A 24392-nucleotide genomic window follows, 5' to 3' on the forward strand; every position below is an offset into this window, starting at 1 on the left:
CGGTAAAAAGCGATGTTTTTTTCATCGAATGGCGCAAAATATCGAAGATATAGAGTGTTTATCCGTGCTCTGCTGAGTAGAATGGGGCAATAAGTGGAGTGAACCTTCAACATCAAATGGATAACTTAAAGGTAGGCCAGAATGTCTTTTGAAGTACTAGAGCAACTAGAAGCAAAAATTCAAACAGCAGTTGATACTATTGCACTTCTGCAAATGGAAGTAGAAGAGCTAAAAGAAGAGAAGCAGCAGCTAGCGACAGAAGCTGGTGAGCTAAAAGCAAGCCGTGAAGAGCTAGAGCAAAAAACTCAGCAAATGCAGCAAGAGCATGCAGCATGGCAAGATCGCATTCGCAGCCTACTAGGCAAGATGGACGAAGTTGAGTAATCCACTTTTGCTGCGATAAACGCTGATGAAAAAAATGCCCGCTCTGTTAGCGGGCATTTTTGTATCAACTATTCGTTTTCATCGTCTTCAGCATCAAGCTCAAACTCTACATCGAGTGGCTCTGGTGACAGAATGATACCGGTGTTATCGGCATAGAGGTAATCTTCAGGTAGGAAGCTAACACTGCCAAAGTTGACTGGAACATCGACTTCACCAACGCCATCTTGTACAGCGCCAACTGGAATAGAAGCAAGGGCTTGAATACCTAGGTTCATATCTTCTAGTTCGTCTACTTCGCGAACGCAGCCATACACCACGATACCTTCCCACTCATTGTCTTCGGCCAACAGTGCTAACTCGGCATCAATCAGCGCTTTACGCAGTGAGCCACCACCATCAATCAACAACACACGACCCAAGCCGTCTTGTTCTAGCACAGAGCGGATCAGCGCGTTGTCCTCGAAACATTTGAGTGTCGTGATCTGTCCAGCAAAGGAGGCTCTTCCACCAAAGTTGCTGAACATCGGCTCTACGACATCCACTTGGTCTAGATAGATGTCGCACAGTGCTGAAGTGTTGTATTCCATTCGCGTACCTTTTGAACAATGAGCTTACTTTGAGTATATCGGTGCTCGATCCCTTTGCAATGATTAGTCTGAATTATGTCAATAGAGTTTGAGCTACAACAACACCAGCAAACAATAAGTTAGTCACCAGAGAGCATTTGACGATAACTGGCATCATAGGTGCGATTTGTGCGGGTTTGTCCGTATCCCAAACCGCCTTACCATGTTTGTAAACGGTGATGATGCTCAGTGAAAACGGCAGGCTAATCCAAGCGGGCTTATCTTGAATAAGCAGGTAGCTAGCGAAAGCAATCACTGCCACGCTCAGGAGGACAAAATGATACTGCTTGGCTTTGCGCTGTCCTAGTCGAACTGCCATGGTGCGTTTACCACACTCACTGTCGTTTTCGATGTCACGCATGTTGTTGATGTTTAGTACGGCCACCGCCATCAAGCCACAGCCCAAAGCGGGTAAGAATAGGCTTGGTTCGATGTGCCCTGTGTGCAGGAAGTAAGTTCCGGATACACCAAGCAGACCAAAGAAGATGAATACTGACAGGTCGCCTAAGCCGATATAACCATAAGGCTTGTTACCGACGGTGTAAGCAATCGCTGCTGCAATCGCCAGCACACCCAGACCGATGAAAGAGAGAATACTCTCAATAGAGGATAGGGCGTGGAAAATTAAGATAAGCCCAGCAATCATGGTAAACACAATGTTTAGGATGATGGCTTGCTTCATTGTTGCGGCTGAGACAGCACCCGACTGCATCGCCCTCATTGGGCCTAGACGTTTATCATTGTCGGTGCCTTTTACCGCGTCGCCATAGTCATTGGCGAGGTTGGAAAGGATCTGCAGTAAGGTCGCGGTGAGAAAAGCCAACAAAGCAATGGAGAGAGAAAACTGATCGCTAGCGAACGCTAAGCTACTTCCTGTAAGAATAGAGACGAGTGCGAGAGGCAGAGTTTTTGGTCGTGCGGCATCAAGCCAAATCAGTAGAGATTGTTTCATCGTAGGTCTATTTGTCGTTGTAAGGACACTGTGTCATACCGTATTTCGAGTATACGCTCATTTTTTAGGTAATAAAAAGCCCACTCGAGAGTGGGCCTTGAAATCGGTTATCAGCTTGCTGTTTCTTTGCGTTAGAGCAACAAGTTGGATATTTTTGTGCTACAGAATGAAGCGGCTTAGGTCTTCGTCTTCAACGAATTCGCCTAGCTTAGACTTCACGTAACCTGCATCAATCACTAGCTTGCTGCCGGCTTTGTCTGTCGCTTCGAATGAAATCTCATCCATTAGACGTTCCATTACCGTGTGTAGACGACGTGCACCGATGTTCTCAGTGGTTTCGTTAACTTGCCATGCTGCTTCTGCGATCTGAGTGATGCCGTCTTCAGTGAACTCAACGTCCACCTCTTCTGTCTTCATTAGAGCGATATACTGCTCAGTCAGAGACGCTTTGGGCTCAGTCAGGATACGTTTGAAGTCGTGGCTTGATAGCGCTTCAAGTTCAACACGGATTGGTAGACGGCCTTGTAGCTCAGGGATCAGATCCGATGGCTTAGCCACTTGGAATGCGCCTGAAGTAACAAACAGGATATGGTCTGTTTTCACCATGCCGTGCTTAGTCGATACTGTGCTACCTTCGATAAGAGGCAGTAGGTCACGCTGAACGCCTTCACGAGACACATCTGGACCCGAGCTATCACCACGCTTACAGATCTTGTCGATCTCATCGATAAACACGATACCGTTGTTCTCAACGTTGTAGATTGCGTTCTCTTTCAGCTCTTCTTGGTTAACAAGCTTTGCCGCTTCTTCTTCAGTCAGTGCCTTGAATGCGTCTTTGATTTTCAGCTTGCGCTTTTTCTTAGTATCACCAGCAAGGTTTTGGAACATGCCTTGTAGCTGGTTGGTCATCTCTTCCATGCCTGGAGGCGCCATGATTTCAACGCCCATCTGCGGTGCCGCAACATCGATTTCGATCTCTTTGTCGTCTAGCTTACCTTCACGCAGTTTTTTGCGGAAAATCTGACGCGTGTTTGATGAGCCTTCATCAGCTTGTTCGTTTTGGCCCCAAGCGTCACGAGCAGGTGGAAGAAGGGCATCAAGGATACGCTCTTCAGCTTGCTCTTCAGCGCGGAATTTTACTTTCTCCATCGCTTGTTGGTGAGTCATCTTGATCGCAACGTCGGTCAGGTCACGGATAATGGTCTCTACTTCTTTACCCACGTAGCCGACTTCAGTGAACTTGGTCGCTTCTACCTTGATGAAAGGTGCGTTTGCAAGTTTCGCTAAGCGGCGAGCAATTTCAGTTTTACCCACACCGGTTGGACCGATCATCAGAATGTTCTTAGGAGAAACCTCAACACGCAGGCTCTCTTCTAGCTGCATACGGCGCCAGCGGTTACGTAGGGCGATAGCCACAGAGCGCTTCGCATTTTCTTGGCCAATGATGTGGCGGTTCAGTTCATGAACAATTTCACGAGGGGTCATTTCAGACATGTCTATTCCTTAATTCTTGAATCACTGTTGGGTGCGATATTGGTTTGAGTCTTATTCCGGCTTCGGTAGCTCAACGGTGCTTTCTAGTTCTTCAACAGTGTGGTGATGGTTGGTGAATACACAGATGTCGCCAGCAATGGTCAGTGACTTCTCTGCGATTTCACGTGCATCTAAATCGGTATTTTCTAGTAGTGCTGTCGCCGCTGCTTGTGCAAAGTTGCCGCCTGAGCCAATTGCGATTAGGTCATGCTCTGGTTGCACTACGTCACCGTTACCAGTGATGATCAGAGATGCTGTCTCATCGGCAACAGCCAATAGGGCTTCTAGTTTGCGCAGAGCGCGATCGCTACGCCAATCCTTCGCCAGCTCAACGGCAGCTTTGGTTAGGTGGCCTTGGTGCATTTGCAGCTTGCTTTCAAATTTTTCGAATAGCGTGAAAGCATCTGCCGTACCGCCAGCGAAACCTGCCAGTACTTTATTATTGTATAGGCGACGTACTTTACGGGCATTGCCCTTCATTACGGTGTTGCCTAGAGATACTTGTCCATCACCCGCGATGACGACTTTATTATTACGACGTACAGATACAATGGTAGTCACGAGTAGGGCCTCTTTATCTTTTTATCTTTGGGTATAAAAACAATATGAGGATGGCCTGCTGAGAATTCAAGTTGCCATGGTAGATGTAGGGCAATTTATACCGATAGGGCAGTAGAAAACGGTGGGGGCTCAAAAAGCAGAAAACCTCCGAAAGCGGAGGTTTTCATTACGGAATCTATTGGTCTTTCCAAATCGCACAAGGTTCGATTTTGGCTCTTTGTAGCTTATGGCGATCACGCTCAGCATCACGCTTAAGTTTGTAAGGGCCAAGTACCACACGGTACCAGCTGCTGCCTTCTTTCTTGCGGATATCGCTTGAGATGCCCTGGAAGGCGATGTCGAGTTTACGCGCTTCAGCTTGAGCGGATGTCTTGTAAGCGCCACATTGCATGATGTATGGCACTTTAGAAACCTCTTGCTCTTTGGCTTTCACTTCAACTTCGCGGCTTGGTAAGGTCTCTACGTAATCCCACTTTTCTTCGGGTGGAGGCGGGATAACCTTAGCTGGCTTAGGTTTTGGTTTGGGCTTAGTCACCACAGTCGGCGGTGGTGGCTCAGGATCATTGCTCAACAGATACAAGCCGTAGCCAAAGCCACCGGCCAGTAAGATCGCCAAAAGACCACTGCGCCATGGTTTTCGGCGAGGGGCAGGTTTTTTAGCCGTGCGTTTATTTCCACGACCGCGCTTTACATAATCTCTATTAGCCACAAGTCTTTCAAATGTTGGTGATTCTGCACCCATGGTAATCCAGAATGCGCGAGGATAATAGTGTAGAAATGGAAGCGGCACATCAAAATGTGCCGCAGATTTATGAGTCTATTTTCAGGGGTTAAATGCGCGGTGGCGCCGTACTTCCACGAACGACCAGTTTCGCTTCAAGCAGACGAGAACCGGCTTGAACATCATTACCTTTGAGCATATCAAGCATCATCAGCATCGCCTGACGTCCAATCTCGTAGCGAGGCTGAGAAATCGTCGTCAACGGTGGATCGCAGTATTGTGCGAATTGAATATCATCGAAGCCGACAATAGATAGATCGTGCGGAACGCGCAGACCTAGCTTCTTCGCTTCTTGAATCGCACCAATTGCCATCGCGTCATTGTGACAGAAGATAGCAGTTGGTTGTTCTGGCAGTGCAAGTAGCTGGCGAACCGCTTGAGTACCCGCTTCAAAGGTAAAGTCACCGACCGTGCTGTAGGCTGGGTTCATGGTTACTCCTGCACGGCGCAGGGCTTGCTGATAGCCTTGTTGGCGGAATTGACAGAGAGTCGCTGATGTTGGGCCTGAGATTTGAGCGATGCGCTTGTGACCCAGCTGAGCAAGGTAGTTTACTGCTTCAAATGCCGAGGTCAGGTTGTCGATGTGTACCGTTGGTAGCTCAAGTTCTGGAGCGAATTCACACGCCATAACCATTGGTGGCAGGTTTTTCTGCTCTGCTTTGCTAACATCGAATGGGTGATCAGTTCCGAGGAGTAGCATACCGTCGGCTTGCTTGGTGAAGACCAAGTTTACAAACGAGCTCTCACGTTTTTTCTGCTGTCCGCTATCACCTAGAAGAACCAAGTAGTCGTTTTCAACGGCAGCGTCTTCAATACCGCGAATGATTTCAGCGAAGTAGGGATCACAGATATCAGGAACGATGGTGATGATGGTTTTAGATTCGTTGCGACGTAAGTTTCTAGCTAAAGTGTTGGGTGAGTATCCAGCTTCGAGTACCGCTGTTTCAACTCGCTTTCGAGTGGTCACCGATACTTTTTCAGGGTTCATTAGCGCTCGTGATACCGTCGCTGTTGAGACACCTGCCAACTGGGCAACATCCTTCATTGTCGCCATAAATTAAACCCTCTCTAATTCCTTTATTGCCTCTGACTAAGGCGTGAATAATTATATAATTGATTGATATTATGAAAGTGTTGCTAACACTTTTTTTATTGCAATATTTTATGTGTTTAGCCGATACAAAGTTACGGCTAGATTAACAAAAATCACATGACTAGTGTGAAGTTGCTCACGATAAATATGAAATTTCCGTGAATAAACCTATCAGTAATTTTAAGCCAGTAAGGTTTAGCTGAGATCTTGCGGCTCAATGTCGAGCGACCAACGTACCTTTTTTGCGAGTGGCAACATGTTTATCGCAGGTTTTGCACTCATGAGTAACTTCTGCATAAGTGAGCGAGTTTGGGTTTGCAAAATCAACTGCCAACGCGACTTTCCTGCACGCTTGGCCAGCGGTGCTGGAGTGGGCCCTAGTGCCATACAGAACTGATCAAACAGTGGGTGCGACTCTAAGGTGTGACGCACCTGTCTTAAGAACTCTTCAACAAGGTGTGGGTCATTGGCTTCCGCGCGGAATAGCGTCATAAAGGTATAGGGCGGTAGCATCGCCTGTTTACGCTCGGCGAGCGCAGTCTGAGCAAAGTGGTTGTAGTCTTTGTGTAGCAACGCCTGCAGCAACCCGTGTTCTGGGTGATGAGTCTGTAGAATCACTTCGCCAGGCTTGCTTGCTCGCCCAGCACGGCCTGCAACTTGAATAAACAGTTGAGCTAGGCGTTCTGAGGCTCGAAAGTCACTGCTGTAGAGCGAACCATCGACGTCGAGCAGTGCTACCAGAGTTACGTCCGGAAAGTGGTGTCCCTTGGCAAGCATCTGTGTGCCAATCAGAATCTGGTACTCACCGCGGCGAATCGATTCTAAGGCATTCTCTAGGCTGCCCTTGCGACGGGTACTGTCGCGGTCAATTCGTATGGTTTTGTATTCAGGGAACAGCTGCCCAAGCTGTGTTTCAAGCTGCTCTGTGCCAACACCTACGGTCACTAGATTAGCCGAGCCACACCCTTGGCAGTTATGAATAATGTGCTGCTGAGAACCACAATGGTGGCAGCGCATCTCATTACTGTATTGGTGATAGGTGTAGTAGGCATCACAGCGCTTACACTCTGCCGTCCAACCGCAGTCATGACACATCAACGCTGGAGAGAAGCCACGACGGTTTAAGAACAGCATCACTTGGTTGCCGGATTTGAGGTGTCTTTGCATCTCAGCAATTAATGATGCCGATAAGCCACTCTCAAGATACTCCCCCTTAACATCCAGAACCTTGTTAGTGGTTGGTACGGCTGCACCCGCACGTGAGCTCAATGTCAGATGGCCATACTTGCCAACTTGCGCGTTGTGTAGGGTTTCAAATGCAGGGGTTGCTGATCCAAGCACAATTGGAATCTGCGCTTTGTGGGCGCGCATGATAGCAACATCACGAGCGTGGTAACGCAGGCTGTCTTGCTGCTTATATGACGCGTCATGTTCCTCGTCGACAATAATGATGCCGAGGTCAGCAAATGGCGTAAACAGAGCCGAGCGAGTGCCGATCACAATGCCTGCGATCTTATCGCGAGCAGATAGCCAAGCGTTTAGGCGCTCAGAGTCATTTAACCCTGAATGCACGACTTCAATCGGCACGTTAAAGCGTTTTTTAAAGCGGTTGATGGTTTGCGGGGTCAGGCCGATTTCAGGAACCAAAACTAAGGCTTGTCTGCCTTGCTCTAGCACCGGCTTAATCATGTTTAGGTAAACTTCTGTTTTGCCCGAACCCGTAACACCCTCTAATAGGAAACAGCCAAAGTCGGTTTGGCTATTGACTGTCGCAATCGCGATAGCTTGCTCTTCGTTGAGCTTTGGCTTGTCTTGGTCGTTTTCAAGATCGCTCGGCCATGCATAACGCGTCGGTTTTTTCTCGCGAGACTCTATCCAGCCTTTCTCTTCAAGGGTTTTGAGTACTGAGCTTGAGATCTCTTGGTCAATAAACTCTTGATGCGGAACAGGGCCATTCTCAAGCAAGTGCATTACTTTGGCCTGTTTGACTGCGCGTCCAAAGCCTTGCATTAACTGATCTTTACCCTGTGGTGTGATTTGCCACTCGACCAGTGTCGCGAAGTCTGCAGGTTTACCTTTACGCAATGCGCTTGGCAGGGCGTTAGCAAAGGTTTCGCCTAATGGGTATTGATAGAACTGGCTGCACCATACCAACAAGGAGTATACCGAGTCAGGCCATACGGGTTGATTGTCGAGTAGGGCTTTAATTGGTTTAAGCTTGTCGAATTCAAACTCAGATTCATTGACCAACGCAGTGACAATGCCTGTCAGAGTTTGGCGGCCAAAAGGAACCGAGACGCGCCCACCAATGATAGGAAACAAATGACCTGGGATTTTGTAGTCAAACTGTCTATCTAGGGGGACTGGCAGAGCCACTCGGGCAATCGTTGGACGCATAAATTCGCTTGTTAATTCTGGAGAGTGCAGGGCGACCAGTCTAAAGGATAAGAACGTTAAATTCGAGAAGCAGTTTGTTTGCTAAAGTCGATGATGGAGTTATGCAAAGCATAAAAAGGTAATAAAAGAAGAAATCATGCAATAGTGGCGAAAAAATCATCCAAACTGGTTGATCCTGCCTCACAGATTCATTACTATACTGCGCCTTAAAGGTATGGCTTCATCACGTTTTCGTGAGATGCGGTGTCTTTAATCTATTTTTTAACAACGTGTGGTGTCCGGCTTAGAATCGGATGGCGACACGGCCTAATTGAGGTTTTCCCATGAAAGTTGGTATCCACCCAGAATACAAAGCTGTAACAGCTACTTGCTCTTGCGGCAACACATTTGAATTCAACTCTACTCTAGGTAAAGATTCTATCCACCTAGACGTATGTGACAAATGTCACCCATTCTACACTGGTAAGCAACGTATCGTTGATACAGGCGGCCGTGTAGATCGCTTCAACAAGCGTTTCGGTGCTCTATCTAGCAAGAAGTAATTCTCGCTTAGTAGACATGAAAAAGGACACTTCGGTGTCCTTTTTTGTTATCTGGCGTTTAGTAATTTCAACTGGGCACTGGTCTTATTAGTAGTGAATTCTCGTTTTTTAATGAGACAGGGGGCTTTACCACCTAGGAACTTTGAAGTACATCCATTAATATAAAATGGATTCCCCCAAATAATAATATTCTAGGAAACCTACACCCATGTCTGATGACACTCTCCAAGCTCAATCTGAAGAACTATCACCTCAAGAACAATTCCGTCAGCAAGCTCTTGATTATCATGAGTTCCCAATTCCTGGCAAAATTGCCGTTGAACTGACAAAGTCTGCAAATTCTGCAGAAGATCTGGCCCTTGCTTACAGCCCAGGTGTGGCTGAGCCAGTTCGTGAAATCGCACAGAACGTGGATAACGTTTATAAGTACACAGGTAAAGGCAACATGGTTGCAGTTATCTCTAACGGTACAGCGATTCTTGGCCTAGGTAACCTAGGTCCTATTGCTTCTAAGCCAGTAATGGAAGGTAAAGCGCTACTGTTTAAGCGTTTTGCAGGTTTAGATTCTATCGATATTGAAGTAAAACACCGCACAATCGATGAGTTCGTTGACACGGTAGCGAACATTGCCGATACATTCGGTGGCATCAACCTAGAAGACATCAAAGCACCAGACTGTTTTGAGATTGAACGCCGTCTAATCGAGCGTTGTGACGTTCCAGTATTCCACGATGACCAACACGGTACGGCGATCGTAACTGCTGCGGGTATGCTGAACGCGATCGAGCTTCAAGGTAAGAAGCTGGAAGAGTGTAAGATTGTTTGTTTGGGTGCAGGTGCAGCGGCAGTTGCGTGTATGGAACTGCTGATCAAGTGTGGCGCGCAGCGTGAGAAGATCTACATGCTAGATCGTAAAGGCGTGATTCACACTCGTCGTGACGATCTGAACGAATACAAGCAGCTGTTCGCGAACAACACGGACAAGCGTACTCTAGAAGATGTCATTGAAGGTGCAGACCTATTCCTAGGTGTATCAGGTCCTAACCTGCTACCAGCAGAATCGCTGAAGCTGATGGCTGACAAGCCGATCGTATTCGCGTGTTCTAACCCAGATCCAGAGATCAAGCCAGAGCTTGCTCACGAAGTTCGTAGCGACCTTATCATGGGTACTGGCCGTAGTGATTACCCGAACCAAGTAAACAACGTTCTGTGTTTCCCATTCATCTTCCGTGGTGCTCTTGATGTTCGTGCAAGCGAGATCAACGATGCAATGAAGCTAGCGGCAGTGGAAGCGATTCGTGAACTTGCGAAAGAAGAAGTACCTGCAGACGTACTAAAAGCAGCAGGTGCTGATGCACTTGAGTTTGGTAAAGGCTACATCATTCCTAAGCCAATGGATCCACGTCTATTGCCTCGCGTGGCAAAAGCAGTTGCACAGGCGGCGGTTGATTCAGGTGTGGCTCGTATTGAGATACCAGCAAACTACATGGCATAGCCATCGTGTAGTAGAGCGAAGAGAATAATAAAAAACCGACTCATCTGGAGTCGGTTTTTTTATGCCAGAAATTCATGCTAGATGATTTCGGCAATCGATATGGTTCAGCTAAAGCGAATCAAATGTTGAAGGTAGTGACTGAGTTATGATTATTCTTCATCAAACGCTTCGAACTCGATACCCATCTCTGTCATCAGCTTTTTCACTTCAGCTGGGATATCGTCTGGGCGGTCTTTACGCAGGTCTTCATCTGTTGGTAGAGGCTGGCCAGTATATGCATGCAGAAAGGCTTCACATAGCAGCTCACTGTTTGTTGCATGGCGTAGGTTGTTAATCTGGCGGCGGGTACGCTCGTCAGTTAGAACCTTTAACACTTTTAGAGGGATAGAAACTGTAATTTTCTTTACTTGTTCGCTTTTCTTTCCATGCTCAGCATATGGGCTTATGTATTCACCATTCCAGTCGGCCATTGCGTACCTTCATCACTTTAGTTGTTAGATTAAATTAATAGGGGTGATTTTAGCGGGATTTACCGCCATAAGCAAAGACATATAGACGTCTAGAAGTGTTGACGTCTCATTCTTATGAAAGTAAAGTGAATAACATATATCTAACACAGCCGCAAAACCCCGACAAGCTGCTGTGATTCTCAGACGCCAAAACCTGTAAGGAAACACCTATGAGCAGCCGGAAACCAGCAACCATCGCCGTACGTACTGGTATCGAGTCAGACACTCAACATCATGCCGTTGTTCCACCAATTTATCTGTCGACTAACTACGGTTTTCCCGCTTTTGGTGAAGTGCCTAAGTATGATTACACTCGCTCAGGTAACCCAAACCGTGGCTTGCTAGAAACAGCCCTGTTTGAGTTGGAGTCTGGTAAGGGGGCAGTTGTGACCAACTGTGGTACTTCTGCATTAAACCTTTGGGTTTCCGCTTTCCTTGGTAGCGATGATCTGATCGTGGCACCACACGACTGCTACGGTGGTACTTATCGTCTTTTCAATACACGCTCACAAAAGGGTGACTTTAAGGTTCTGTTTGTCGATCAATCGGATCAAGCCGCATTCGATGCAGCGATCGCACTCAAGCCTAAATTGATCTTGTTGGAAACGCCATCAAACCCACTGGTACGTGTCGTCGACATTGAAGAAACCTGCCGCAAGGCAAAAGAGGTGGGGGCGCTGGTGGCGGTTGATAACACCTTCTTGACTCCTGTGTTCCAAAAGCCTCTAGAGCTTGGTGCTGACTTTGTTATCCATTCAACGACTAAGTACATCAATGGTCACTCAGATGTGATCGGCGGCGTAGTGATTACTAAAACCGAAGCGCACGCTGAAGAGCTGGCTTGGTGGGGTAACTGTATTGGTGCAACGGGGACACCATTTGATAGCTACATGACGCTGCGTGGTATCCGTACACTAGGTGCGCGTATGCGTGTTCATGAAGAGAGCTCTCGTGAGATTCTAACGGCGCTACAGAAACAACCTTTGGTTGATACCATTTATCACCCGAGCCTGCCTGAGCATCCGGGTCATGAGATTGCTAAGAAGCAGCAGTCTGGTTTTGGGTCTATGCTGAGTTTTGAATTTGCTGGCTCTTTCGAGGCGTTGAAACACTTTGTTGGTGAGTTAGAGCTGTTTTCACTGGCAGAGTCTCTGGGTGGTGTCGAGAGCTTGATTTGTCACCCAGCTTCAATGACACACCGCGCAATGGGCGAAGAAGCTCTGGCGGAAGCGGGTGTGTCTCATCAACTTCTGAGGCTCTCGGTAGGCCTTGAAGACGCAGAAGACCTGATTGCTGACCTTGAACAAGCCTTTGCCAAAGCGCAGCAGTTCATCGATAACGGGGAGAGCAAGTAATGGCTAACTTTCGCCAATTGCATAAATTTGGTGGTAGCAGTTTGGCAAACCCTGAGTGCTATCAACGTGTAGTCAGTATTCTCAAAGAGTACTCTAGTGAAACAGACTTGGTTGTGGTGTCTGCGGCAGGCAAAACCACTAACCGATTGATCGAATTTTTAGAGGCGCTAGATAAAGATGGACGCTTGGCTCATGAGTGTCTGCAATCTCTGCGTCAGTTCCAACTAGAGCTGGTTTCTGAACTATTAGAGGGCGAAGTAGCAGAGCAGTTAACTGCAACCCTACAGCGAGAGTTCACGGCTTTAGGTGAACTAACCGCGCCATTGAATGAGGCGCAAAAAGCGGCGGTATTGGGGCATGGTGAGGTGTGGTCGTCTCGCTTACTAGCGGCACTTCTTTGTCAGAGCGATCTCCAAGCGGTAGCTCAAGATGCACGAGATTTTCTACGTGCAGAAGCGGGCGCTCAACCGGAAGTAGACCGCGCTCGCTCATACGCATTGATTAAAGAGTCTCTTGCTCAACACTCGCATTGTCGTGTAGTGATTACCGGTTTTATGGCGCAAAACAGTGTCGGTGAAACCGTACTACTAGGTCGCAATGGTTCAGATTACTCAGCGACAGTGATTGGTGCATTAGCAGAAGTCGATCGTGTGACTATCTGGAGTGATGTTGCTGGTGTTTACAGTGCCGATCCAAGATTGGTTTCTGATGCTTGTCTGCTGCCTTTACTGCGTCTCGATGAAGCAAGTGAGCTAGCGCGTCTGGCGGCGCCTGTGCTCCACAGTCGCACTTTACAGCCCGTCGCTCAGAGTGCTATGGATCTCAGCTTACGCTGCAGCTATCAGCCGGAGTCAGGTTCAACACAGATTGAGCGTGTATTAGCGTCGGGTCGCGGCGCTAAGATCATCACTTCTCTAGATGATGTATTACTTATTCAACTGACTTTTGGTCACGGTCATGACTTTGAGCGCCTTGAGACTGAAGTGCTTGAAGGGCTTAAGCGTGCTCAACTTGAACCATTGGCTTATGAGCTACAAGCGGACCAAAACTGTTTGCGTCTCGCCTACACTGAAGAGATCGCGGGTGGAGCGCTTGAATATCTCCAAGACCACGCGATTGAAGCGGAAATCAAACTTAAAGAGGGTTACTCACTGGTTGCTGCTGTAGGGGCTGGTGTAACTAAGAACCCGAATCACTGCTACGGTTTCTACCAACAACTTAAGAGCGCACCGGTTGAGTTTATCTCAGAGTCTCAATCACGTTTAAGCTTGGTGGCCGTCGTTCGTAAGTCGGAAACTGAAACCTTAGTGAAAGGTATTCACTCTCAATTGTTTCAAGCTCAGAAGCGCGTTGCGATTGCGCTGTGTGGTAAGGGTAACATCGGCTCAAGCTGGCTATCACTGTTCGCTGAGCAAAAGGTTGAGCTAGAAAAGCGTCGCGGCATGAACTTTGAGTTGGTTGCGGTGGTGGATAGTCAAACTTATTGGTACGACGAACAAGGTATCGATGCTCGTGCAGTCGTCGATCGCTTTGGTGACGAGGCAGTCGAGTATTCGGACGGCGAGTGGTTAACCAAGTTAGGTTCAATTCAAGGCTATGATGAAGTGGTGGTATTGGATGTAACGGCGAGCAAGGTACTGGCTGACAAGTATTTGGACATCGCTCAACAAGGTATCCACCTAATTTCTGCCAACAAAGTCGCGGGCTCTGCATCGAGTGATTACTACCATCAGGTACAAGACGCGTTCGCGAAGATCAGCCGCCATTGGTTGTACAACGCGACAGTAGGTGCAGGCTTACCGATCAACCATACTGTTCGCGACTTGCGTGAGAGTGGTGATGACATCATTGCGCTGTCAGGCATCTTCTCTGGCACTCTATCTTGGTTGTTCCAACAATTTGATGGCTCAGTACCATTTAGCGAATTGGTGGACCTAGCGTGGCAACAAGGCTTAACTGAGCCAGACCCTCGCTCTGACCTTGATGGTTCGGATGTGATGCGTAAGCTGGTTATTCTGGCGCGTGAATCTGGTCTAGATATTGAACCTGAGAACGTCAAAGTGGAATCTTTGGTACCTGAAGAGCTGCAAGATCTCTCTGTCGATGACTTCTTTGATAAAGCATCAGTATTGAGCGAAGTGCTGGCTGAGCGTCTAGAGAAGGCTCAGTCACAGCATAAGGTACTACGTTATGTTGCACGCCTTGAGAAGAATGGTAAGGCAACGGTAGGTGTAGAAGCGCTATCGAAAGAGCACGCCCTGGCGAACCTGTTGCCATGTGACAACATCTTTGCGATTGAGAGTAAGTGGTACAAAGATAACCCATTGGTGATTCGCGGTCCTGGTGCAGGACGTGAGGTAACGGCCGGTGCGATTCAGTCTGATTTGAATAGAATGTCGAGCTTGTTCTAAGACTAAGAACGATTATTCTAAAGCTCGGATCGATGGTTTGTTAGCGTAAATAGCATACTATCCACTAAGATAAATAAGGCTGAAAGCACAATGTGTTTTTCAGCCTTTTTTGTACGTTATTATTGCTTTGTGACCCACTTATCGACTTGAAGATTCCTCACGATCAACTTGAGAAAAATTCATAATGGATCTGTTGACATTAAATCGTATTCAATACATTCTGTGGACATATAGACGTCTAAACGTCGGTTTGAAGGTTTGAGATTTTAGTGGTTGAGTTGGCCACAGGGAGAGTAAGATGGGATACACGCACGCAAGTCATATAGACGCTTTGAATCAGAACATTGCTGAGCTTTCTGACAACATCAATGTGTCATTTGAGTTTTTTCCGCCAAGCAATGAGAAGATGGAAGAGACACTGTGGAACTCTGTACACCGTCTGAAAACACTACAGCCTAAGTTTGTATCGGTGACTTACGGTGCTAACTCTGGTGAGCGTGACCGCACCCACTCAATCATCAAAGAGATTAAAGACCAGACGGGCCTTGTTGCAGCGCCACACCTAACGTGTATTGATGCAAGCCGTGAAGAGTTGATTCAGATCGCTGACGATTACTGGGCGAATGGTATTCAAAGTATCGTTGCACTGCGTGGTGATATTCCTCCAGGTGGTGGTGCGCCAGAAATGTATGCCTCAGACCTTGTTAAACTGCTTAAAACTCGTCATGACTTCGATATCTCAGTTGCCGCTTTCCCTGAAGTTCACCCTGAAGCGAAGAGCGCACAAGCCGATCTGCTTAACCTAAAACGTAAAGTTGATGCAGGTGCTAACCGTGCGATTACTCAGTTCTTTTTTGATGTAGAGAGCTATCTGCGTTTCCGTGACCGCTGTGTGGCTGCAGGCATCGATGTAGAGATCGTTCCGGGCATTCTACCTGTATCTAACTTTAAGCAAGCGTCTCGCTTTGCGGCGATGAACAATGTGAAAGTACCGGGTTGGATGGCGAAGCAATTTGAAGGCTTAGACGATGACCCAACAACGCGTCAGCTAGTAGGTGCGAGCCAAGCGATTGATATGGTTAGAACGCTAAGCCGTGAAGGGGTGAAGGATTTCCACTTTTATACACTGAACCGTGCTGAGATGACTTACGCACTTTGCCACACTCTAGGTGTGCGCCCTCAGGTTGCAGCACTGTAAGCTTCAACTCTATACAGCAGATACAAAAAAGGCTTGAATACTCAGTATTCAAGCCTTTTGCTTATCTAGTCTCTGGTGAAATCACCAGTGTCAAACTTACGCTAACGTTTCAAGCTCTAGTAGAACTTCTTCAGCCCACATGATCCAAGCTTCACGGATCAGTAGGTTACGACGCAGTGTTAGTCGCTCTAGACGTGCTTGCTTATCTAGTGTTGACGGCGTTGCGTAGTAAGCTGCTTCAATCTCTTTGTAGTGAGAAACCAGCTTGCGTGATTCTTCAACTAGCTCAGAAAGTTGTACTTGGTATGCAGCAGATGGTTGAACGGCACAAGCCATCAATTTTGCTGAGAATTCATCACGTACAGTTGGGTGAGCAGTTGGCTGTTCAAACCACTCGCCTAGTGCGCGACGGCCAGCGTCTGTGATTGAGTAAACTTTACGGTCAGGTTTGCCTTCTTGAGGTTCTAGTACGCAAGTTACCTGTTCATTTTGAGCCATTTTGTTGAGCTCGCGGTAAACTTGTTGGTGGCTAGCTTTCCAGAAGTATCCAATGCTTGCTGAGAATTCTTTAGTGATATCGTAACCAGTAGCATCGCGTGTACTTAAAACGGTTAGAATTACGTGTGGTAATGACATGTCTTCAATCCAAATGGTCAATAAACAGTAAACAAAAACTTAAACATCAAGTGTGCTTCTTGCGGCACGATATATTGGGTTATGTCTAAGTTGCACCAACACTCTTTGTTGTTGGTTGTGTCACCTTATAAAGCCGTTTATCACCTAGTCGGACTAGCTTGCCTAGTCCAATGCTACGAAATATTTTGATTGGAGTGTTCTCGCAGCGGAGCAGTAGTATATCTAAATAATAAGCATAAAGTAGAATACATGGACAAAATAACCCAAAAAACTGATAAAAGACTCAATAGTGTTTTCTGAGTAAAATAAAAAGGTCGCCATGGGCGACCTTTTGTTCTTTATTTAGAATATTATTCTGCTTAACCAGTGTTGCGCATGCCTGCTGCAATGCCTGCAATCGTCACCATAAGCGCTTCTTCTAGCTCTGCTGGTGGCGTTTCACTCTGACGAGTACGGTATAGCAGCTCAGCTTGAAGCATGTTCAACGGCTCAACGTAGATGTTACGTAGGCGGATAGACTCTTGTCCCCAAGGGTCGCTCTGCATTAGGTTTTCATTGTTCTCTACATTTAGCACCGCTTTGATGTCTTTTTGCAGTTGTTCGCGAAGCTTCTCACCTAGTGGCAATAGTTCTTCGTCTACCAAACGCTGGTCGTAGTACTTAGCGATCTCCATATTACACTTCGAGTAAACCATCTCAAGCATACCTAAGCGAGTCGAGAAGAATGGCCACTCGCGACACATCTCTTCGAGCAGGGCTTGATGGCCTTGATCAACCGAGTATTGAATCGCTTCACCAGCACCTAACCATGCAGGTAGTACTAGACGGTTTTGGCTCCAAGAGAAGATCCAAGGGATAGCACGTAGGCTTTCTACGCCACCATTTGGATTACGTTTAGCTGGACGAGAGCCTAGAGGCAGTTTACCAAGCTCTAGCTCTGGGGTTGCTTGACGGAAGTAAGGAACGAATTTTTCTTCGCCACGAACTACGTTGCGGTAAGCTTCACAAGAAACCTGTGATAGTACTTCCATCAGATCGCGCCACTCTTGCTTCGGCTCTGGTGGTGGAAGTAGGTTAGCTTCTAGGATTGCGCTTGCGTATAGGTTAAAGCTGTTCACTGCGACATCTGGTAAGCCAAGCTTAAAGCGAATCATCTCGCCTTGCTCAGTTACACGCAGACCACCTTTCAAGCTCTTTGGTGGCTGAGAAAGTAGTGCGGCGTGTGCAGGAGCGCCACCACGACCTACGGTACCACCACGGCCGTGGAATAGAGTCAGCTCAATGCCTTCCTCTTCACACGCTTTAACAAGCTTATCCATTGCATCGTATTGCGCCCAACCTGCAGACATTACGCCAGCATCTTTTGCTGAGTCAGAATAGCCGATCATGACCATTTGGTGGTTCTGGATAAAGCCACGGTAAAGGTCGATGCTCATTAGCTGCTTCATTACCGCTTCAGAGTTGTTCAAGTCGTCTAGCGTTTCGAACAACGGACATACGTCCATGCGGTACGGACAGCCTGATTCTTGAAGTAGTAAGTGAACTGCAAGCACGTCTGACGCTGTGCGAGCCATTGAGATAACGTAAGCACCAAAGGCTTCACGAGGTTGTGCAGCAATCACCTTACAGGTGTCTAAAACCTCTTTGACTGGCTCCGATGGCTCCCAATCGCGCGGAAGTAGTGGACGCTTAGAGCTTAGCTCGTTGGTTAGGAACGCAATCTTGTCTTGCTCGCTCCACTGATCGTAGTCACCGATACCTAGGTAGCGAGTTAGCTCAGAAAGAACGTCTGAGTGACGTGTGCTCTCTTGGCGGATATCAAGACGAACTAGGTGTACGCCAAATGCTTTGATACGGCGCAGTGTATCTAACAGTGAACCGTCTGCGATGACGCCCATGCCGCACTCATGTAGCGATTGGTAACATGCGTAAAGCGGTGTCCACAGTTGGTCGATATTCTGTAGTGTGGTCTTCTTCGGTACTTCTGCGTCGTGCAGTTTTGCGTCAAGTACTTCGAGCGTGTCCGTAAGCAGCGTACGTAGGCTCTTAAGGATCGCTCGGTAGGCTTCGTGCTCGTCGCCAGCCAGTTCTCGTACAGTGTCGTTGCACTTCGTCATCGACAGTTCAGTGATCAGCTCGTTGATGTCACCTAGGTAAAGATCAGCGGCTTTCCAGCGAGATAGGCGCAGTACTTCTTTAGTGATTGAGTGCGTAACAAACGGGTTACCGTCACGGTCACCACCCATCCAAGATGAGAAGTGAACCGGGCGAGCATCGATAGGTAGGCCTTCGCCAAGGAAACCTTTTAGGCGACCATCCATTTCACGTAGGAAATCTGGTACGGCTTCCCAAAGAGAATTTTCTACGACTGCAAAGCCCCATTTCGCTTCATCAAGCGGAGTTGGGCGCTGTTGGCGAATCACGTCTGAGTGCCAGCCTTGAGCGATCAGTTGCTCTAGACGACGTTCAGTTTTCACGCGCTCTTTGTTTGATAGGTCGCTCAGCTCAAGCTTTGATAGACACTCGTTGATCTTAACTAGCTTGTTGATCATGGTGCGACGAGTGATTTCAGTTGGGTGAGCGGTCAGTACTAACTCGATATTCAGGTCGCGAACGGCTTGAGCAGCATCGAGTTTGCTGATGTCATTTTGGTTTAGCTTAGAGAACAGAGATTGAAGTACGTCTGGTTCACAAACGTGCTCTTCACAGTGGCGAGAAATGGTGTGGTATTGCTCCGCCATGTTGGTGAGGTTTAGAAATTGGTTGAAAGCACGAGCGACAGGGGTGAGTTGCTCGTTCGGTAAATTTTTGATCTCTTCAACTAGGCTGTCGCGGTCAGCTTGGTTGCCTGCTCGAGCTGACTTGGAAAGTTTACGGATAGTTTCCACTTTCTCTAGGATTACGTCGCCATGCGCGTCTTGAATAGTGTTACCTAGCAAGCGTCCTAGCATGCTCACGTTACTCTTGAGAGCGGCGTATTTCTCGTTCATTGTCATCCTGCCTCGTAAAAAAATTACATCCATTGTTCCTTGTTAGGTACACAATCTAGCGAAAACTGCTGTATCTAGTCAAATAAAGCATCCTAAGTTTGCAATTATTGGTTATATAAATGGCGAAGCGATAAATTTTCTTTTCTGAGAGAACGAAGGTGAAATTTAATTACAAATTCACGATGATGATATCAAAACAGCACAAAAGCGACCTTTCGAGGTCGCTTTTGTTCGATACTGCGAGCGATATTGAGTTATCGCGCAATAGCTAGAAACAATATTTATAGATCGACTTACTCAAAATATTGATGGTTGGATCGATGAAGTCAAAGCTCAAGAATTCATCTGGCTGGTGTGCTTGGTCGATAGAACCCGGTCCTAGCACCAGAGTTGGACATAGCTGCTGCAAGAAAGGTGCTTCAGTACAGTAGTTCACGGTTTGTGACTCGGTTTCACATACCGACTCCATGCCACCAATAAATGGATGATCATGCTGACACTCATAACCCGGAATCGGCTCGTGCAGCGGAGTGATCTCAATTCTTCCCGGCCACTTAGCCTCTACTTCTTTAAGCGCATTGCGCAGCATGTTGTCCAAACCATCCAAACTAATGCCTGGAAGAGGACGCACATCGTAGTGCAGTTCACAACAGCCACAAATACGGTTGGCACTGTCGCCACCGTGGATGTGACCAAGATTGAGTGTCGGGCTAGGAATCGCGAATCCTGGGTGGTGATACTCTTTGATGAGCTTGTCGCGAAGTTGCATCAGAGCAAACAGCACTTCATGCATGATCTCAATGGCGTTCACGCCGAGCGCTGGGTCAGAAGAGTGGCCGGATTTACCGGTTACTCGTACCGCATTCGCTACATGGCCTTTATGACCACGAATCGGCACTAGGCTAGTCGGTTCACCAATGATGCAGTAATCCGGTTTAAAAGGGGCATTATCGGTGAAGTGACGAGCACCGAGCATAGTGGTCTCTTCGTCACAAGTCGCCAGTACATAGAGAGGCTTGGTCTGCTTACTCCAGTCAATCTTCTTTACCGCTTCATAAATAAACGCGAAGAAGCCTTTCATGTCTGCTGTGCCCAATCCGTAGAAGCGATTGTTGTGTTCTGTCAGTGCATGAGGGTTGAAGTTCCAACGCCCTTCATCAAACGGAACCGTATCACTGTGACCTGCGAGCAGTAAGCCACCTTCGCCAGAGCCCATCTTTGCCACCATATTATGCTTGCCGGGCTCGACCTCCACGACTTCAACATTAAAGCCTAAGTCTTTAAACCATTGAGCCATCTTCTCGATGACCTTCTCGTTACCGTGATCCCAACTTGGATCGGTTGAGCTGATCGAATCGGTGGAAATTAGGCCCTGGTAGACCTCAAGAAAACTGGGTAATTGCATAATATCTTCACTTCTACTATTGACAGAAAAACCATAAGGCGGTAAAACACATATTAAATCATATTTAGTGAATAAAAAATCAAATAAAACCAAAAATTAAGTATGATTAGTCAAATTTGAACTATAACTTACCTCAAGAATGGATGTGTGAGAATGTTGAAAACCACGATCATTGGCGCAAGCGGCTACACAGGAGCAGAACTGGCTCTGATGGTAAACAGACACCCTGAGTTAACGCTATCAGGTTTGTTTGTCTCCGCCAACAGTGTAGATGCGGGTAAACCGATTTCTAGCCTGCACGGAAAATTGGCAGGTCTAATCGATATGCCAGTCGAGCCATTAGTCGACCCAGTTAGTGTAGCTAAAGAGGCGGATGTGGTTTTCCTAGCGACAGCACACGAGGTTAGTCATGACCTTGCGCCGATTTTTCTAGAGAACGGTTGCCAAGTTTTCGACTTATCAGGCGCGTTCAGAGTTAAGGGTGAAAACTTCTATCAAGATTTTTACGGCTTTGAGCATCAGCATGAGCAGTGGCTAGATAGCGCTGCCTATGGACTGGCTGAGTGGAATGAAGCTGAAATTAAAGAAGCACAATTGGTTGCTGTCGCAGGTTGTTACCCAACAGCTTCTCAACTGGCAATTAAGCCTTTGGTAGAAAGCAAGCTGCTAGATGAGAACCAATGGCCTGTGATTAACGCAACCAGTGGTGTAAGTGGCGCAGGTCGCAAGGCAAGCATGGTCAATAGCTTCTGTGAAGTGAGCTTACAGCCTTACGGTGTATTCAATCACCGTCACCAACCTGAAATTGCAGCGCACTTGGGCTGCGATGTTATTTTTACGCCGCACCTAGGAAACTTTAAGCGTGGCATTTTAGCGACCATCACCATGAAGTTGGCAGATGGCGTGACTGAAGAGCAAGTACAGCAGGTGTTTGCCACTGCTTACCAAGATAAGCCAGCAGTGAGATTGCTCGAAGAAACACTGCCAAGAATTCAAGACGTTGAACATACTCCTTTCTGTGATTTGGGATGGAAGGTTCAGGGTCAACACATCATCGTTGTTTCAGCGATTGATAACTTATTGAAGGGTGCATCTAGCCAAGCGATGCAGTGTTTAAATTTACGGTATGGCTTTGCGCCATTAACTGCGCTAGTGTAAGGAATTCTCTAATGAGCCAAAATAATCAACCATTAATCATAAAGTTAGGTGGCGCTGCACTGTCTTGTAGCGAAACGTTGAGCAAGCTTTTCGGGGCAATTTCACAATACAAACAGCAAGCGCAGCGACCTATCGTCATCGTTCATGGCGGTGGCTACCTGGTTGATGAGCTGATGGGCAAGCTCAATCTAGAGACCGTAAAAAAGCAGGGCCTACGTGTGACGCCTTATGATCAGATTCCTGTGATTGCTGGCGCACTAGCAGGAACAGCAAATAAGCTTCTTCAAGGCCAAGCGATCAAAGATGGTCTCAATGCTGTAGGTCTAAGCCTTGCTGATGGCGGCCTATGTCAAATAAGCGAGTTAGATCCTGAATTGGGCGCAGTAGGTAAAGCAGCACCGGGTAATTCTCAGGTTCTGCAAGCCATCCTTGATACGGGCGCACTGCCAATCATCAGCTCGATCGGTCTGACAGACCAAGGGCAACTGATGAACGTCAATGCAGACCAAGCTGCTGTTGCTGTCGCGGGGGCATTGGATGCAGAGCTGGTACTGTTATCAGATGTGAGCGGCGTTCTTGATGGAAAAGGTCACCTTATTCCGAGCTTAAGCCAACAACAAGCGGATGAGCTGATTGAAGGCAAAGTCATCACCGACGGCATGATCGTTAAAGTACAAGCGGCACTTGAAGCAGCCAATGACCTTGGCCGTCCGATTGAAGTCGCGACCTGGCGCTACCCAGACAAGCTAGCACAACTATTTTCAGGTGAAAGCATCGGTACTCAGTTTTTACCTCAGTAACATGTTTTTATCTCAGTAGCTTCTGAACTCAGAAAGTGAAGTTAAAGAATTAATTAAGTCGAATGGATAAACCCCGAGGAGCTGACCGCCAAAGTGCAGGCCCGGGAATTTAGGAGAAACTCAAATGAGCAAGGTTAAAGTTAATAAAGTTGTTGTAGCCTATTCTGGCGGTCTAGATACTTCGGTAATCATTCCGTGGTTAAAAGAGAACTACGACTGTGAGGTTGTGGCGTTCGTGGCCGATGTTGGTCAAGGCGCAGAAGAGCTAGAAGGCATTGAAGAGAAAGCAAAAGCGTCTGGTGCGTCTGAGTGTTACATCGCAGACCTAAAAGAAGAGATGGTTGCAGACTACATCTTCCCAACGCTAAAAACCGGTGCTTACTACGAAGGTAAATACCTTCTAGGTACTTCGATGGCTCGTCCAATTATTGCTAAAGCGCAGGTTGAAGTTGCACGTAAAGTGGGTGCAGACGCACTATGTCACGGCTGTACGGGTAAAGGTAACGACCAAGTTCGTTTCGAAGGCGCATTTGCTGCACTAGCACCAGATCTACACGTAATTGCACCATGGCGTGAGTGGGATCTTGTGAGCCGTGAAGAGTGTCTAGACTACCTAGCAGAGCGTAACATCCCTTGTACTGCTTCTCTAACTAAGATCTACTCGCGTGACGCGAACGCGTGGCACATCTCTACAGAGGGTGGCGTACTAGAAGATACATGGAATGCACCAAACGAAGATTGCTGGGCGTGGACAGTAGATCCAGAGCAAGCACCAAACGAATCTGAAACAGTAACGCTGAAAGTTGAAAAGGGTGAAGTGGTTGCAGTAGACGGCGAAGCAATGACGCCATACAACGCACTGGTTTACCTAAATGAAAAAGGCGCGAAGCACGGTGTTGGTCGTATCGATATCGTAGAAAACCGTCTTGTAGGTATGAAGTCTCGTGGTTGTTACGAAACTCCAGGGGGCACGATCATCATGGAAGCGCTGCGTGCGGTTGAGCAACTTGTGCTAGACAAAGCAGCATTCGAATTCCGTGAAGAGCTAGGTGTTAAGGCTTCTCACCTTGTATACGATGGTCGTTGGTTCACTCCGCTATGTAAGTCAATCCTAGCGGCAACAGAAGAGCTAGCACAAGACGTGAATGGTGAAGTGGTTGTTAAGCTATACAAAGGCCACGCAACGGTGACTCAGAAGCGTTCTGACAACAGCCTATACTCAGAAGAGTTCGCAACCTTTGGTGAAGATGAAGTTTACGACCAAAGTCATGCAGAAGGCTTCATCCGCCTTTACTCTCTATCAAGCCGTATCCGTGCTCTAAACAGCCAAAAGTAACAAATATAGTTACTTAAGATACTAGAAATTGTTCAAAGCCCACTCGCTATTGGTTTAGCGAGTGGGCTTTTTGTTGGGTGATTGAGCATCGGTTTTTAAGTTTGGATGGCATATAATCGGCCCATTATGGCTATTAGTCGCATCAGTATGGTGATGAAAAATCGTTTTTATCAGCTACCGGTGAATAAATATGTAAAAATAATGAATTTATACTTTATTTTTAATCTGAT

Annotated in this window: 20 protein-coding genes; 9 read left to right on the plus strand and 11 right to left on the minus strand. The window is 47.3% G+C overall.

Annotated features, from left to right (window positions below):
* The first annotated feature begins 141 nt into the window (after positions 1-141).
* Entirely contained in the window at positions 142-384 is a 243-nt protein-coding gene (zapB, locus tag AC6R05_RS04745) for a cell division protein ZapB (protein WP_032549970.1), read from the plus strand.
* A 68-nt stretch (positions 385-452) separates the two neighbouring features.
* Here the strand turns inward: zapB and rraA are convergent, their stop codons facing one another.
* The 7 genes from rraA to priA form a co-directional block, all read right to left on the minus strand.
* Positions 453-971 (minus strand): ribonuclease E activity regulator RraA, encoded by a 519-nt coding sequence (rraA, locus tag AC6R05_RS04750; RefSeq protein ID WP_032549971.1) that lies wholly within the window; start codon positions 969-971, stop codon positions 453-455.
* Positions 972-1044: 73 nt separating this feature from the next.
* Positions 1045-1962 (minus strand): 1,4-dihydroxy-2-naphthoate polyprenyltransferase, encoded by a 918-nt coding sequence (locus tag AC6R05_RS04755; RefSeq protein ID WP_032549972.1) that lies wholly within the window; start codon positions 1960-1962, stop codon positions 1045-1047.
* A gap of 159 nt (positions 1963-2121) precedes the next feature.
* Entirely contained in the window at positions 2122-3456 is a 1335-nt protein-coding gene (gene hslU / locus AC6R05_RS04760) for an ATP-dependent protease ATPase subunit HslU (protein ID WP_032549974.1), read from the minus strand.
* Positions 3457-3507: 51 nt separating this feature from the next.
* Positions 3508-4056, minus strand: a complete 549-nt coding sequence (gene hslV, locus AC6R05_RS04765) for an ATP-dependent protease subunit HslV (RefSeq protein ID WP_150893224.1) — start codon at positions 4054-4056, stop codon at positions 3508-3510.
* 175 nt (positions 4057-4231) lie between these two features.
* Positions 4232-4765 carry an SPOR domain-containing protein gene (locus AC6R05_RS04770; RefSeq protein WP_032550059.1) on the minus strand — a complete coding sequence of 178 codons (534 nt, stop codon included), beginning with the start codon at positions 4763-4765 and terminating at the stop codon, positions 4232-4234.
* 121 nt (positions 4766-4886) lie between these two features.
* Positions 4887-5891, minus strand: coding sequence for a DNA-binding transcriptional regulator CytR (gene cytR / locus AC6R05_RS04775; RefSeq protein ID WP_500646707.1), 1005 nt, complete (start codon positions 5889-5891; stop codon positions 4887-4889).
* A 234-nt stretch (positions 5892-6125) separates the two neighbouring features.
* The gene (gene priA / locus AC6R05_RS04780) at positions 6126-8327 is read right to left on the minus strand and encodes a primosomal protein N' (RefSeq protein ID WP_500646708.1); all 2202 of its coding nucleotides are present in this window, start codon (positions 8325-8327) and stop codon (positions 6126-6128) included.
* A 323-nt stretch (positions 8328-8650) separates the two neighbouring features.
* Between priA and rpmE the strand changes: the two genes are divergently transcribed.
* Positions 8651-8869: a 50S ribosomal protein L31 gene (rpmE, locus tag AC6R05_RS04785; RefSeq protein WP_032549979.1), complete on the plus strand. Its 219-nt coding sequence runs from the start codon at positions 8651-8653 to the stop codon at positions 8867-8869.
* A 208-nt stretch (positions 8870-9077) separates the two neighbouring features.
* Positions 9078-10364 carry a malic enzyme-like NAD(P)-binding protein gene (locus AC6R05_RS04790; RefSeq protein ID WP_500646709.1) on the plus strand — a complete coding sequence of 429 codons (1287 nt, stop codon included), beginning with the start codon at positions 9078-9080 and terminating at the stop codon, positions 10362-10364.
* A 149-nt stretch (positions 10365-10513) separates the two neighbouring features.
* On the opposite strand, the gene metJ is transcribed toward AC6R05_RS04790, so the two are convergent.
* The gene (gene metJ / locus AC6R05_RS04795; RefSeq protein ID WP_004415993.1) at positions 10514-10834 is read right to left on the minus strand and encodes a met regulon transcriptional regulator MetJ; all 321 of its coding nucleotides are present in this window, start codon (positions 10832-10834) and stop codon (positions 10514-10516) included.
* A 209-nt stretch (positions 10835-11043) separates the two neighbouring features.
* Between metJ and AC6R05_RS04800 the strand changes: the two genes are divergently transcribed.
* The 3 genes from AC6R05_RS04800 (at position 11044) to metF (ending at position 15837) form a co-directional block, all read left to right on the plus strand.
* On the plus strand, positions 11044-12228 hold the full coding sequence (locus tag AC6R05_RS04800) for an O-succinylhomoserine (thiol)-lyase (protein WP_500646710.1): 1185 nt from the start codon (positions 11044-11046) through the stop codon (positions 12226-12228).
* Positions 12228-14639, plus strand: a complete 2412-nt coding sequence (locus AC6R05_RS04805) for a bifunctional aspartate kinase/homoserine dehydrogenase II (RefSeq protein WP_500646711.1) — start codon at positions 12228-12230, stop codon at positions 14637-14639. The genes AC6R05_RS04800 and AC6R05_RS04805 overlap by 1 nt, the downstream gene beginning before the upstream one ends.
* A 298-nt stretch (positions 14640-14937) precedes the next feature.
* Complete coding sequence (gene metF, locus AC6R05_RS04810; RefSeq protein ID WP_500646712.1) at positions 14938-15837, plus strand: methylenetetrahydrofolate reductase; 900 nt, start codon at positions 14938-14940, stop codon at positions 15835-15837.
* A 96-nt stretch (positions 15838-15933) separates the two neighbouring features.
* Here metF and AC6R05_RS04815 read toward each other — a convergent pair whose 3' ends face one another.
* From AC6R05_RS04815 to argE, 3 genes are all read right to left on the minus strand, one after another.
* Entirely contained in the window at positions 15934-16473 is a 540-nt protein-coding gene (locus AC6R05_RS04815) for a PadR family transcriptional regulator (RefSeq protein ID WP_032549984.1), read from the minus strand.
* A gap of 359 nt (positions 16474-16832) precedes the next feature.
* Positions 16833-19469: a phosphoenolpyruvate carboxylase gene (gene ppc, locus AC6R05_RS04820; RefSeq protein WP_172974251.1), complete on the minus strand. Its 2637-nt coding sequence runs from the start codon at positions 19467-19469 to the stop codon at positions 16833-16835.
* A gap of 262 nt (positions 19470-19731) precedes the next feature.
* A complete protein-coding gene (gene argE / locus AC6R05_RS04825) occupies positions 19732-20868 on the minus strand; it encodes an acetylornithine deacetylase (protein WP_500646713.1) in 1137 nt (378 codons plus the stop codon).
* A gap of 153 nt (positions 20869-21021) precedes the next feature.
* Between argE and argC the strand changes: the two genes are divergently transcribed.
* The 3 genes from argC to AC6R05_RS04840 all read left to right on the plus strand — a co-directional run bounded on the left by argC (position 21022) and on the right by AC6R05_RS04840 (position 24162).
* Positions 21022-22026, plus strand: a complete 1005-nt coding sequence (argC, locus tag AC6R05_RS04830; RefSeq protein ID WP_500646714.1) for an N-acetyl-gamma-glutamyl-phosphate reductase — start codon at positions 21022-21024, stop codon at positions 22024-22026.
* 11 nt (positions 22027-22037) lie between these two features.
* Positions 22038-22826 carry an acetylglutamate kinase gene (gene argB, locus AC6R05_RS04835; RefSeq protein WP_390520805.1) on the plus strand — a complete coding sequence of 263 codons (789 nt, stop codon included), beginning with the start codon at positions 22038-22040 and terminating at the stop codon, positions 22824-22826.
* Positions 22827-22950: 124 nt separating this feature from the next.
* Positions 22951-24162, plus strand: a complete 1212-nt coding sequence (locus AC6R05_RS04840; protein WP_032549988.1) for an argininosuccinate synthase — start codon at positions 22951-22953, stop codon at positions 24160-24162.
* Positions 24163-24392 lie beyond the last annotated feature (230 nt).

It is taken from the genome of Vibrio sp. R11-SG3-ISO9, from assembly GCF_059834255.1.

Excerpts from the sequence above, each read along its gene's own strand:
- AC6R05_RS04840 (WP_032549988.1), top strand. The coding sequence starts at position 22,951 with ATGAGCAAGGTTAAAGTTAATAAAGTTGTTGTAGCCTATTCTGGCGGT.
- ppc (WP_172974251.1), bottom strand. The coding sequence starts at position 19,469 with ATGACAATGAACGAGAAATACGCCGCTCTCAAGAGTAACGTGAGCATG.
- hslU (WP_032549974.1), bottom strand. The coding sequence starts at position 3,456 with ATGTCTGAAATGACCCCTCGTGAAATTGTTCATGAACTGAACCGCCAC.
- argB (WP_390520805.1), top strand. The coding sequence starts at position 22,038 with ATGAGCCAAAATAATCAACCATTAATCATAAAGTTAGGTGGCGCTGCA.
- rraA (WP_032549971.1), bottom strand. The coding sequence starts at position 971 with ATGGAATACAACACTTCAGCACTGTGCGACATCTATCTAGACCAAGTG.
- AC6R05_RS04755 (WP_032549972.1), bottom strand. The coding sequence starts at position 1,962 with ATGAAACAATCTCTACTGATTTGGCTTGATGCCGCACGACCAAAAACT.
- rpmE (WP_032549979.1), top strand. The coding sequence starts at position 8,651 with ATGAAAGTTGGTATCCACCCAGAATACAAAGCTGTAACAGCTACTTGC.
- metF (WP_500646712.1), top strand. The coding sequence starts at position 14,938 with ATGGGATACACGCACGCAAGTCATATAGACGCTTTGAATCAGAACATT.
- cytR (WP_500646707.1), bottom strand. The coding sequence starts at position 5,891 with ATGGCGACAATGAAGGATGTTGCCCAGTTGGCAGGTGTCTCAACAGCG.
- AC6R05_RS04790 (WP_500646709.1), top strand. The coding sequence starts at position 9,078 with ATGTCTGATGACACTCTCCAAGCTCAATCTGAAGAACTATCACCTCAA.
- AC6R05_RS04805 (WP_500646711.1), top strand. The coding sequence starts at position 12,228 with ATGGCTAACTTTCGCCAATTGCATAAATTTGGTGGTAGCAGTTTGGCA.
- priA (WP_500646708.1), bottom strand. The coding sequence starts at position 8,327 with ATGCGTCCAACGATTGCCCGAGTGGCTCTGCCAGTCCCCCTAGATAGA.
- zapB (WP_032549970.1), top strand. The coding sequence starts at position 142 with ATGTCTTTTGAAGTACTAGAGCAACTAGAAGCAAAAATTCAAACAGCA.
- metJ (WP_004415993.1), bottom strand. The coding sequence starts at position 10,834 with ATGGCCGACTGGAATGGTGAATACATAAGCCCATATGCTGAGCATGGA.
- argC (WP_500646714.1), top strand. The coding sequence starts at position 21,022 with ATGTTGAAAACCACGATCATTGGCGCAAGCGGCTACACAGGAGCAGAA.
- AC6R05_RS04800 (WP_500646710.1), top strand. The coding sequence starts at position 11,044 with ATGAGCAGCCGGAAACCAGCAACCATCGCCGTACGTACTGGTATCGAG.
- argE (WP_500646713.1), bottom strand. The coding sequence starts at position 20,868 with ATGCAATTACCCAGTTTTCTTGAGGTCTACCAGGGCCTAATTTCCACC.
- AC6R05_RS04815 (WP_032549984.1), bottom strand. The coding sequence starts at position 16,473 with ATGTCATTACCACACGTAATTCTAACCGTTTTAAGTACACGCGATGCT.